Here is a 13154-nt window from a genome sequence, read left to right on the forward strand (position 1 = left end):
GAGAAAGTTTCGTATATTTTTAGAAAAAGTGGGTGCCTTCTTGGTTGGCGTTTGAATTAGGCAGCTCTTTGGTTTAGATTCCGCTGAATTGACCCGGAATACCGGCAAACTTTAATTTATTCCGCCCACCTCACTATTTATTCCGCGAACTCTCAAACTTATTCCGCTGATTCCAGCCGTAATTCCGCCAAACCCACATTTACCCGGAGTTCAGCTCATAAAAAAGAACCGAATTCAGAAGGCATCCCTCCGAATTTCGGCTCCTCTTTACTACCTAAGCTTTTATGGTACTCTTATCTTCAATTTCCTGTTTCATTCGTAACCGGTCACGTTCAAGAATTGGTTTTAAGTACTTGCCCGTATATGATTCAGGAACTTCGGCTATCTTTTCAGGTGTTCCGGTAGCCACAATCGTTCCGCCCTTGTCGCCGCCCTCAGGTCCAAGATCGACAAGGTAATCTGCTGCCTTAATGACATCAAGATTATGCTCGATCACTAACACAGTATCGCCATTATCAACCAATCGCTGCAGCACAATGAGCAAACGTGAAATGTCATCGACATGAAGACCTGTTGTCGGCTCATCTAAAATGTAAAAGGATTTCCCTTGTGAGCGACGGTGCAGTTCAGAAGCGAGCTTGACGCGCTGCGCTTCTCCTCCAGATAAAGTTGTCGCCGGCTGCCCTAATTTAATGTATCCGAGGCCAACATCATAAATGGTTTGCAGCTTGCGGCTGATTTTTGGAATGTTTTCAAAAAATTCAACACCAGCTTCCACGGTCATATCGAGGATATCTGAAATGTTTTTTCCTTTGTACTTTACTTCTAAGGTCTCGCGATTATAACGCTTGCCATGGCAGACTTCGCAAGGTACATACACATCGGGTAAAAAGTGCATTTCAATTTTGATAATCCCATCACCGCGGCACGCCTCGCAGCGTCCACCCTTCACATTAAAGCTGAAGCGGCCTTTTTTATAGCCACGGACCTTCGCTTCGTTTGTGTTCGAAAACACATCACGGACGTCATCGAAAACCCCGGTATAGGTGGCAGGATTCGAGCGCGGTGTTCGGCCGATTGGCGACTGATCGATATCGATGACTTTTTCTAAATAGTCAATTCCTTTAATGCTTTTATGTTCACCAGGTTTTGTTTTTGCACGGTGCAGCTTTTGTGAAAGTGATTTATGGAGGATCTCGTTGATTAGGGTACTTTTTCCTGACCCCGATACACCTGTTACTGCAATAAACATACCAAGCGGCAGCTTCACATTGACATTTTTTAAGTTATTTTCAGAAGCACCCTTGATTTCAATAAAACGTCCATCCGGTTTGCGGCGCTCGAGTGGCAGCGGAATAAACTTCTTCCCTGATAGATATTGACCTGTCAGTGAATTCGGGTCAGCCATCACCTCAGCCGGTGTACCAGCCGAGACGATTTCACCACCATGCACCCCGGCACCGGGGCCGATATCAATCAAATAATCGGCAGCAAGCATGGTGTCCTCATCATGCTCGACGACAATCAAGGTGTTGCCGATATCGCGCATGTTTTGCAATGCCCCGATTAAGCGGTCATTATCCCGCTGATGCAGTCCGATTGACGGTTCATCCAAGATATATAGGACACCCGTTAAACGCGAACCGATTTGTGTGGCCAAGCGAATCCGCTGGGCTTCCCCGCCTGAAAGCGTACCAGCTGTCCGGCTCAGTGTTAAATAATCGAGACCAACATTAATTAAGAAACCTAGCCGTTCACTAATTTCACGGAAAATCAATTTGGCAATTTGCATTTCTTTTTCTGAAAGGTCTAATTCTGCAAAAAATTGATTTGCTTCTTCAATCGAAAGGTCGGTAACATGGGCAATATGCCGGCCATTAATTAGGACAGCCAAAGTTTCTTTTTTCAAACGGTAGCCTTTACAGGTTGGACATGCCTGCTCGCCCATGTATTTTTCCATTTGCTCCCGGATGTAATCAGAGCTTGTCTCTTTGTACCGGCGCTCAACATTACGGATGACACCTTCAAATTCAATATTACCCTCACGAATCTGGCCAAAATCATTTTCATAGCGAAAATAAATCTTTTCACGCCCGCCCCCATAGAGGACTTTTTCCATCAAGTGTTCAGGGATTTCCTTAACAGGGGTATTCATATCCACTCCGAAATGATTGCATACAGCCTCAAGCAACTGCGGATAATATTGAGAACTTGTTGGCTCCCACGGGGCAATCGCATGCTCTTTTAGTGTCAAATCACGATTAGGAATGACCAGATCGAGATCGACTTCAAGCTTAGAGCCAAGCCCATCACATTCAGGGCAGGCGCCAAACGGACTGTTGAAGGAAAACATCCGCGGTTCTAGTTCTCCAATTGAAAAACCACAGTGCGGACAGGCATGATTTTCACTAAATAACAGCTCTTCTTGTCCGATAACGTCAACAATAACCTTACCTTCGCCCAGTTTCAGAGCGGTCTCGAGCGAATCGGCAATCCTTGCCGAAACCCCTTCCTTGACAACGATCCGGTCGATAATAACCTCAATCGAATGCTTTTTGTTTTTTTCAAGTTCGATGTCATCACCAAGGTCAATCATTTCCCCATCCACACGGACACGGACAAATCCTTGTTTCTTAATATCCTCGAATACCTTCACATGTGATCCTTTACGGCCTGAAATAACAGGTGCTAGGATTTGCATTTTGGTCCGTTCCGGGTATTCTAAAATACGGTCGACCATCTGCTCAATTGTTTGCGAAGAAATTTCAATTCCATGAATCGGACAGGTTGGGTGTCCGACCCTCGCAAATAATAACCGTAAATAATCATAGATTTCTGTCACCGTACCGACCGTTGAACGAGGATTCCGGCTTGTTGTTTTTTGATCGATGGAGATTGCCGGAGAGAGACCCTCAATCGCATCCACATCCGGTTTATCCAACTGGCCAAGGAATTGCCGCGCATAGGCAGACAGGGATTCGACATAGCGCCTTTGTCCTTCTGCATAAATCGTATCAAAGGCAAGCGAGGACTTTCCTGAGCCGGAAAGTCCCGTCAGTACAACAAGCTTATCTCTCGGAATGGTGACATCTATATTTTTCAAATTGTGGGCTCTGGCGCCTTTCACAATCAGTTTTTCCATTGCCATTGTAACGTCATCCTTCCGCCTTAAGTTCCAATATTAAATCACGAAGCTCAGCGGCCCGTTCAAAATTAAGCGCCTTGGCTTCGACCTTCATTTCTTTTTCCATCGTGGCAATTAGTTTTTCTTTTTCTTTCTTCGACATCTTACTGAACGATGCCGCTGGTTTGTAATCTTCCTGATCTTCCGCTGCATGGGTGGCACGGATGACATCGCGAATATCCTTCTGAATCGTCATTGGCGTGATTCCATGCTTGCGATTATATTCTTCCTGAATGGAACGACGGCGTTTCGTTTCACTTATCGCTAATTCCATCGAGTTCGTGATTTTGTCTGCATACATGATGACATGTCCATGGGCATTCCGGGCGGCACGGCCAATCGTTTGGATTAACGACCGTTCGGAACGAAGGAAGCCTTCCTTGTCGGCATCTAGAATCGCGATGAGCGAAACCTCTGGTATATCCAGTCCTTCTCGGAGCAGGTTAATTCCGATAAGAACGTCATATTTGCCGAGACGCAGTTCTCGGATAATTTCAATCCGTTCGAGTGTCTTAACCTCCGAATGCAAATATTGAACTTTGATACCGATTTCCTTTAGATAATCGGTTAGGTCCTCGGACATTTTTTTCGTCAAAGTCGTTACAAGGACACGTTCATTTTTCCTAACCCGTTCGTGAATTTCACCAATCAAGTCATCGATTTGCCCCTCAATTGGACGGACTTCAAGGGTTGGATCCAAAAGTCCTGTCGGGCGGATAATCTGCGACACCATTTCCGGCGTATGCTCAAGCTCGTATGGTCCAGGTGTAGCCGAAACAAAAATGATATTCTGGATATGCTTTTCGAACTCATCAAACATTAACGGCCGGTTATCAAGCGCTGATGGCAGACGGAAGCCATGATCAACAAGCACTTGTTTCCGCGCTTTATCCCCATTAAACATCCCTCTCACTTGCGGCAAGGTAACATGCGACTCATCAATCACCATCAAAAAGTCCTTTGGAAAATAATCAAGCAGTGTATAAGGTGTCGAGCCCGCATCCCTTAAGGTTAAATGGCGCGAGTAATTTTCAATCCCTGAGCAAAAACCCATTTCACGCATCATTTCCAGGTCATAACGCGTCCGCTGTTCAAGTCGCTGAGCTTCGAGCAATTTATTTTCATCTCGCAGTTCTTCCAGACGACCTTCCAGTTCTTTTTCAATATTTTCAATCGCTATTTTCAGCTTTTCTTCCCTTGTAACGAAGTGGGAAGCTGGAAAAATCGCTACATGTTCTCGTTCCCCAATGATTTCTCCTGTTAATGCATCGACCTCACGAATCCGATCGATTTCATCACCAAAAAACTCGACACGCATGCAGTGTTCATCACGAGAAACAGGGAAAATCTCAACAACATCGCCACGGACACGAAAAGTTCCGCGCTTGAAATCGATATCGTTTCGGTCGTATTGGATATCGACTAATCGACGCAATAGTTGATTGCGTTCCACTTCCATACCCGTTCTAAGCGATAACACCATTTCACTATATTCTTCAGGAGAACCTAATCCATAAATACAGGAAACAGAGGCAATCACAATCACATCTTTCCGTTCGAATAGGGAAGATGTCGCCGAGTGCCGCAGTTTATCAATTTCATCGTTGATACTAGCATCTTTTTCAATGAAGGTATCGGTCTGTGGGACGTAAGCCTCTGGCTGAAAGTAATCATAATAGCTGACAAAATACTCGACTGCGTTGTTTGGGAAAAATTCTTTAAACTCACTGTAGAGCTGTCCAGCTAGTGTTTTGTTGTGGGCGATAACAAGGGTAGGTTTATTTACTTCTTTAATCACATTGGAAATCGTAAATGTTTTACCCGTACCTGTAGCGCCAAGCAGCGTCTGCTGGCGTTTATTGTTTCGAATACCCTCGACTAGTTGTCTGATTGCCTCGGGCTGATCCCCTTGTGGCGAGTACTTTGAAACTAATTCAAATTGGTCCTTCACAAATATTCCCCCTCCCGAAATATCAATCACTTTCAGCATATGTACCTTGTTAATGGACCGGGATGGTTGCTTTCAAGTGTATCCACTAAAATTCATATTAACATTTTACCACATTCACCTAAAAACAAACCAATAATATGCGAACGAATATTCGTTTTTTTAAATTTCAACACAAAAAGCCTGCCATTTTCCTGACAGACTCACTAAAACTTCGAATGTATTAACTCTTATTAATGGCCCTCTGCTTCATTTTTTCTGCCATCCAAAACCCTGCTGTTAACGAGAAGGCATCCACTACGATGAGCACAAATGTGTTGGTATACCCTTTATATACTGAAGTAGCAATCAGGGCAACGGTTAAAATTAGACCGATGACCCGGTTGTAAGTAACCCTTGTAAAAAGCAAGACCAGCAGCCCTGGAAGAATAAGTGCTGAAAAATATCGAATAACGGTTTCCAATGAGTACACCTCATTCATACATTAATTTCTGTTAGTTCATTCTAGAAATTATTGCACATAATTGCAACAAAAATGATACATGAACTGCCTTTCGAAGCGCCTTAGCTTATTTTTCCATTCTAACATTGATCATACCTTCGTTTTGCTGTGTGAATAAACTAGTTACCACGAATCCCAGGAGAGAAAGCAGAATAGGGAGGACCACCGTATGAAACCCAAATGCATTTGGATAAAATTGATCTAATAAAATATAAGAACCCATCCCTAAAACCATCGAAGTGATTGCCCCGTATTTATTGCCCTTTCTCCAATATAATCCTAAAATAACCGGCCAAATAAAGACCGACTCGAGTCCCCCAAAAGAAAACAGATTCAGCCAAACGATTAAATCAGGTGGACTTAACGAGAACAGAATGACCACAATTCCAATTATCGCCGTCACGCTGAAACTAACCTTTTTCACAAGGTCGTTCCCTGCATCCGGCTTAATGTAATTTAAATAGACATCTTTTACAAGAGCAGAGCTAACCAAAATTAATAGAGCGTCCACCGTCGACATGATGGCTGCCATCGGTGCAGCGAGAACGATGCCCGCAGCATAGGGCGGCAGTACTTTCATCGATAACAAAGGCATAACAGTATCGCCGATTTTCACACCTGGCAGAACAGGTCTTGCGAACACGCCAATGAGATGCATACCCAGCATGATAAAACCGACGACAATGGTTCCAATAATAATCGCACTATGCATGGCCTTTGAATTTTTATAAGACATCGCTCGGACAGCAATTTGCGGCAAGCCGACGACACCAATTCCTACTAAAATCCAAAAGGAGGAAACAAAAGATGGAGTTAAACTACGTTCCGCACCATAGGGACTGATTAAATTAGGATTTTCCGTTGCTAAATCTGAGATGATCTTCGGGATTCCTCCACCTGCTTTAATCGTTGCAATGAGAAGGATTAAAGTTCCCCCAAACATGACCACACCTTGGATTGTGTCTGTGATCGCAACCGCACGAAAGCCGCCGACAATAACAAAGACGAGGACGGAAAAAGCAAAGATTAATAAAGCAGTCGTATATGGCAAGCCTGTTAAACTTTCTACCAAACGTGCTCCGCCAATCCATTGGGCGGTCATCGATGAAAACAGAAAGATGATAATACTTGCGGCTGAGAATAACACGACCGCTTTACTTTTATAGCGCTCTTTTAGAAAGTCAATTAAGGTGATTGCCTTGTACTGACGGGATATAATCGCAAATTTCTTCCCCAATACCATTAATGTAAAATAACCGGTTGCTAATTGGGCCATGGCAAGCAGGACCCAGCCTAATCCTTGCGTATAGGCAACCCCGGGCCCTCCGATAAAGCTGCTTGCACTTCCATACGTCGCAACCATCGTCATCGCCAGGATGAATCCGCCCATTTGACGTTCCCCTAAAAAGTACTCCTCCAAGAAAGAACTAGATTTAATAACAAATTTGTTTGACCACATCCCAACAGCGAAGATAATCAATAAGAAAATAAGTAAAGGTGTAATGACGGCCCAGTTCACTTGTTTTCCCCCTCTTCCACTTCAAAGGGAACATCCTTGAATAAAACTCTTACGGAAAATATAACGAGTATAACCATAACAATAAAGCCAAGAATACAGCTGTAAAAAAACCATGCTGGCAAACCATATATGTACGAATATTGTTCTACTTTGGCCGAACCAAGCCCATAGGCAAAACCGTACCACCAGATAAAATTAATCAAAACAAGAATAATTCCAATTAGGGCTTCTCTGTGAGCGATCTTGAAACGCTTGTCCAGTGGATTGCTGCTTTTTTTCATTTGATTCCTCCTGGGTGAAAATTCTCTCTAACATCATCAAGTTATTTTAACCAATAATGAAAAAATAACCAATTGAAAACAATCAAAATATCATATAAAAATCTATCCCCTTGCGTAAAGTTTCCGTTCTATTTAGAAAATAAGGGATGCCATATGTAAATTTGGGAATGATGCAACAATCCTAAATAGTAATAAACTTCTTTATTTAATAATACTTACAAAATAAAAAAACAACGATTCTCATTCGTTGTTTTTTTGTTTTGTATCAGGGTTATAAAGACCAATAAGTTAATGTATCAAAAATTCCTAAAAGTAACATCAGAATCCCAGCAATCCTTTGTATCACCATTCCAAACTTCCTCCCTTTTTTCATTATCACTCCACTACCACCGAGGTACCAAATGATAAAAATAAAAATCAAAAGTGGAATAGCCGTTCCAATTGCAAATATAGGAGGCAGCATAAACCCATAGGCACTAGACAATACGACAGGCATTAAGGTGACAAAGAATAGTAGAAACATAGTCGGACAGAATGCTAGTGAAAAACTAAATCCTAACATAAAAGAACCGAATGGATTTTCACTCTTGTATTCTTTTGATCCCTATAATAAATTTAATGTTCCTTTTAATTTTATAAAACCCAACATAAACAACCCGACGATAATTAATAATGGGCCCATACTCTTCCGAAGCCAAGGAAAATATAACGTAAGATTTTGTTCAAATCCCCTTCCGAGCAGCCACACCAAAACACCTAATAAAGAAAATGCTGCTACCTTCCCTAAAGTGAAAAAGATAACATCCTTCCAAGCGATTTTCTTTTGAATCGAACGGCTACCATAAAGGGTTACAGCACTAATATTACCTGTGAGCTGACAAGGTGCAAGAGCTCCTATAAGTCCTAGGATAAACGCAAAAACTAATGGCCATGATTCTAAGCTATAGGCTATATTGGAAAACGGTTTACTTACAAATGAGCTAAATTGACTTAATATACTGTACATTTAATCACCTTAAATCAATAGTTGATACACAAAAGCTTAACATAAAGTGATGCAGAAATTATGGAGAATAACCAACCTCTATAACTTTATTATATTCTTCTTACTTAACCGTAAGTAATTCATAAAATGCACCATACCCCATAGTTCCTATCGTCAAACCCATCATTGTCTTAGTGTTATATTGTACCTTCAGGTTGCAAGGAACAACTATATGTTCCTTTTTCAATTTGAATAGTGGCATGTTCAATGCCGAATTGGTCATGCAATTCCTTTGTTAATATTTGAAGTAGCTCATCATTATCATCTATTTCAGATCGAATTATATGAACGGTTAGGGCAGCCTCTGTCGTACTCATTCCCCAAACATGCAGGTCATGAATTTCCAAAATCGTTGGTAAACCACTTAAGTAATCCTTAATTTTATTAATATCAATGCCTTCTGGTACAGCATCCAATGACAAATTAATGGATTCCTTTAATAATCCCCACGTACCAAATAGAATGACAATTGAAATTAAAAGACTTACTAGAGGATCAAGCCATTGCCATCCTGAAAAAAGAATAATAAGTCCTGCAATCACTACCCCAAGTGAAACTAAGGCATCTGCAGCCATGTGCATAAAAGCTCCCCGAATGTTTAGGTCGTTCTTCCTTCCTGACATAAAAAGTAACGCCGTAAGAGTGTTAATCACAATACCAATGATTGCTACGATGATAACAGTTTTTCCTGCAACTGGTTCTGGAGAAGAAAATCGTTGGATAGCCTCCCAGGCAATAGCACCAATTGCTACTAATAAAAAAACAGCATTAAATAGCGCAGCTAAGATGGAACTTCTTTTATATCCATAAGTCCGCTTTTTAGTAGGTGCTTTTTTTCCTAACCAAACGGCAATCCAAGCAATAATTAAACCTAGAACGTCACTTATGTTATGTCCTGCATCCGCAAGCAGTGCTAAAGAATCCCCAAGGATACCATAAATAATTTCAACCATAATAAATATGGTGTTTAAAATAATCCCAAATCCAAATGCAAAGCCATAATTGGCTGGTGCATGACTATGGCTATGTCCATGACCGTGACCATGGTTATGACCATGGCTATGATTATGTCCCATTCAGATCTCTCCTACTTAAATTTTATTATGACAAGCATGCTCAATTGCTTGTTGTACCCTTCCATTAAAAGGCTTCCCACTTTGGGAAGCCCAATTTTATTTGTCTTTTACTCGGAGAAGTCGCAAACCATTAAGAGTCACAATAAGAGTTGCTCCCATGTCTGCGAATATCGCAATCCACAGGGTTAACCAACCTGGAATCACTAATAATAATGCTAAAAGTTTAATTCCTAATGAGAAAGTGATATTTTGCTTGATGATAAATAATGCTTTCCTGCTTAGTTTTAACGTAAATGGTAGTTTCCCTAAATCATCTGCCATTAAAGCTATATCAGCTGTTTCAATTGCTGTATCCGTTCCAGCTCCACCCATCGCTATTCCGACTGTGGATGCAGCTAGAGCTGGTGCATCATTTACACCGTCTCCAACCATTGCCACACGGTCAAATTTGTTTCTTAGATCTTTAATAAAGGTTAATTTATCTTGAGGTAAAAGATCTGCTTGTATTTCAGAAACCCCTACTTGCTTTCCAATCGCATTGGCGGTCCCTTTGTTATCACCCGTTAACATGATGGTTTTTTGAATACCTAATGAGTGAAGTTTCTGTATAACTGATTTACTGTTCCCTCTCACTTCGTCTGCAACTGCGAGTAGTCCCAATATTTCAGTTGAAGTACCTGCAACCATCACTGTTTTACCTTTATTTTGCAGGTCAGAAATGGTAGCTTTTAAATTCGCTGGAATTCCATTTGATAGGATCTCATCGAATAAATTAGGGCTTCCCACATAATACATTTTACCGCTGACCCTACCTTTGATGCCTTTACCTGTAATGGAAGAAAAGTCTTCGATCACAAGATCTTGGTAAGGTAAGTTTTCCTGCTCTGCTTTCTTCATGATTGCTGAAGCCAAAGGATGCTGAGAACCATTTTCTAAAGCAGCGATAATGGAAAGTAGTTCATTCGAATTCGAATTTGGTTGAGGTAGATAATCCGTTACAACAGGTATTCCTTCTGTTAAGGTACCTGTTTTATCAAAGGCAATGGCTTTAATGGCCCCCATTTCCTCTAAATGAATCCCACCTTTGATCAGAACCCCGTTTCGTGCAGCATTACCGATCGCAGTAACTATGGACACTGGAGTGGAAATGACTAGAGCACAAGGACAACCAACCACTAATACAGCAAGACCCTGATAAACCCATTTGCTCCAGTCCCCATCAAATAAAAGTGGTGGAAGTACGGCCACTAACAGCGATATGAACATGATGACAGGTGTATAATACTTGGCAAAGCGATCGACAAATGCTTGAGATGGAGCCTTTTCTGCTTGAGCTTCCTCTACAAGGTGAATAATTTTTGCAATAGTCGTATCGTCCACATGTTTAGTAACTTTTACTTCAAGCAGTCCTTCTTCATTTAGTGTTCCTGCGAACACTTCATCATCTATGGTTTTCGAAACCGGAACAGATTCACCTGTAATCGCAGCTTGATTCACAGCGGATAATCCATTAACTACTTTTCCGTCCATGGCAATTTTCTGTCCTGGTTTTACAATTAAAATATCCCCAATCCGAATATCGTCCACTTCTACTGTAAATTCTTGATTACCTCTTCGTATTAACGCCTCTTTTGGAGCAATATCCATTAAGGAACGAATCGATTGTCTGGCTTTATCCATTGAATAGGATTCTAGAACCTCACTTATGGAAAACAGGATGACAACTGTTGCTCCTTCTCCCCATTCACCGATTATTGCTGCTCCGATTACCGCTATTGTCATCAAGGTTCTCATATCAAATTCTAGACGTAATAAGTTCTTCAATCCTGTCGTAAACAGGCGATGACCGCCTACTAAAATAGAAGCACCGTACGCTAAAATCGATGAGGTACTCTCTTCGCCATACATTTGTCCTGACATCCACCCAATGATCAAGAAAACCAATGAGGCGATAACAGATGAATGTTTTTTCAAAAACGGCTCTTTTTTCTCTTCAAATTTTTGTTTTTCAGGAATGACTTTTATATTTTCAAAGGCCCCTGCTTTCTCTAATTCCTCTATAGTTGTTTCACCAAAAACTGTAAGTTTAGATGCACCGAAATTTACACTTGCATTAGCAACACCATCCAGGTGTTGTACGTTCTTTTCGAACTTTGTCGCACAGCCCGCTCAGGTGAATCCCTGTACACGGTAAACGGTTTTTTCATTGGATACTTCTAAAGCGTTACTCATTAGATTTCACCTCCTTTTGATGTTCAAATGCAATCTTTATCAATTGTCTTACATGATCATCATCTAATGAATAAAATACTAATTTGCCCTCTTTTCGATATTTGGCTAATCCTAAATTACGAAGAAGTCGTAAATGATGGGATGCAGTAGCTGTTGAACTTCCTACAATGTTTGCTACGTCACATACACATAATTCATCTTCTTCACTTAAGGCGTAGGCGATTTTTATTCTAGTATCATCTGATAAGGCTTTGAATATTTGTGATACAGACATAGTATCTTGCTTTGAAATAGAACCTTTTAAACGTTTTACTTTGTCTTCATCCACGCAGGTTACTTCACATACATCATCGTGCTTCATTATTTCACCACCATTATTCAAACGTCTATTTGATTATTAGTATATGTTGGTTCAAAAAAATGGTCAAATATTTATTTGAATGTTTTATCATAAAATTATAAATTTTCTATTGACAGAAAGAATGTCTCTAAAATAGAGTATTGACACAGACAAATAAAGTTGCAGCGAGGAAACTTTTTAGGAGGAGGTAAAAGCATGTCAGACAAAAAAATTTCTCGACGAGATATTTTAAAAATAGGTACTACAGGAGCATTAGGGATAGCTGGGAGTGTTTATTTAAGTAAAGTAGCCCCATATTCCAAAGTGGTTCATGCAGAAGAAAAAACAACAAGTCACAATAATCATTCTGCAAATCACTCAAACATGTATGATTCTTCAAAAACAGAAGGTTATAAGATGGCTAAACGTCTTTTAACTGAGTTTGATTATGGAAGAGTAACCAAACTATTAGATGGTCGGACTATGCGTGAATATGAAATTGTAGCAGTTGATAAGGAAATAGAAATTGCAAAAGGAATTAAGTTTCCAGGATGGACCTATAATGGGACGATTCCAGGTCCCACATTCCGTTGCACCGAAGGGGATCTTTTACGCTTTCATTTTATAAATGGAGGGAGTCATCCACACTCTATTCATTTTCATGGGATTCACCCACCAGACATGGATGGATTAGATCCTATCGCTCCAGGTCAATCATTTACCTATGAATTTGAAGCAAAGCCATATGGCTTACAACTTTATCATTGCCATGTTCTACCGTTACGACGACATATTCATAAAGGGTTATACGGTAATTTTATTATAGATCCAAAAACTCCAAGGGAACCTGCACTAGAATTGAATATGGTCATGAATGCTTTTGATTTAGATTTAGACGGTGCAAACGAATTTTATACGGTGAATGGGTACGCTTTTGCCTTTATGAATCATCCAATTAAAATCAAGAAGGATGAACTTGTCCGCATCTATTTAAGCAATTTGACTGAGTTTGACTTACTAAACTCCT

General features: G+C 40.7%; 9 protein-coding genes and 1 pseudogene. 1 reads left to right on the forward strand and 9 read right to left on the reverse strand.

Annotated features, from left to right (window positions below):
- Window positions 1-274: 274 nt before the first annotated feature.
- The 9 genes and pseudogenes from uvrA to J7E63_RS11225 form a co-directional block, all read right to left on the reverse strand.
- A complete protein-coding gene (gene uvrA / locus J7E63_RS11185; protein ID WP_215012020.1) occupies window positions 275-3148 on the reverse strand; it encodes an excinuclease ABC subunit UvrA in 2874 nt (957 codons plus the stop codon).
- Between the two features lie 7 nt (window positions 3149-3155).
- Complete coding sequence (gene uvrB / locus J7E63_RS11190; protein ID WP_215012022.1) at window positions 3156-5135, reverse strand: excinuclease ABC subunit UvrB; 1980 nt, start codon at window positions 5133-5135, stop codon at window positions 3156-3158.
- 220 nt (window positions 5136-5355) lie between these two features.
- Complete coding sequence (locus J7E63_RS11195) at window positions 5356-5595, reverse strand: DUF2198 family protein (protein ID WP_251033484.1); 240 nt, start codon at window positions 5593-5595, stop codon at window positions 5356-5358.
- A 106-nt stretch (window positions 5596-5701) separates the two neighbouring features.
- Window positions 5702-7153 (reverse strand): sodium/pantothenate symporter, encoded by a 1452-nt coding sequence (gene panF / locus J7E63_RS11200; protein ID WP_215012026.1) that lies wholly within the window; start codon window positions 7151-7153, stop codon window positions 5702-5704.
- A complete protein-coding gene (locus tag J7E63_RS11205) occupies window positions 7150-7434 on the reverse strand; it encodes a YhdT family protein (RefSeq protein ID WP_215012028.1) in 285 nt (94 codons plus the stop codon). Before J7E63_RS11205 ends, panF begins: the two co-directional genes overlap by 4 nt.
- Before the next feature lie 271 nt (window positions 7435-7705).
- Window positions 7706-8440 (reverse strand): annotated as a pseudogene (locus J7E63_RS11210) (urease accessory protein UreH domain-containing protein).
- A gap of 176 nt (window positions 8441-8616) precedes the next feature.
- On the reverse strand, window positions 8617-9555 hold the full coding sequence (locus J7E63_RS11215; protein WP_215012030.1) for a cation diffusion facilitator family transporter: 939 nt from the start codon (window positions 9553-9555) through the stop codon (window positions 8617-8619).
- A gap of 96 nt (window positions 9556-9651) precedes the next feature.
- Window positions 9652-11787, reverse strand: coding sequence for a heavy metal translocating P-type ATPase (locus tag J7E63_RS11220; protein ID WP_215012032.1), 2136 nt, complete (start codon window positions 11785-11787; stop codon window positions 9652-9654).
- Window positions 11780-12148, reverse strand: a complete 369-nt coding sequence (locus J7E63_RS11225; protein WP_215012034.1) for an ArsR/SmtB family transcription factor — start codon at window positions 12146-12148, stop codon at window positions 11780-11782. The genes J7E63_RS11220 and J7E63_RS11225 overlap by 8 nt, the downstream gene beginning before the upstream one ends.
- A gap of 195 nt (window positions 12149-12343) precedes the next feature.
- On the opposite strand from J7E63_RS11225, the gene J7E63_RS11230 reads away from it, so the two are divergent.
- Window positions 12344-13154, forward strand: an 811-nt coding sequence (locus J7E63_RS11230) for a multicopper oxidase domain-containing protein (protein ID WP_215012042.1), incomplete at its 3' end; no start/stop codon positions are given.

The sequence above is a fragment of the Bacillus sp. ISL-75 genome (assembly GCF_018613095.1).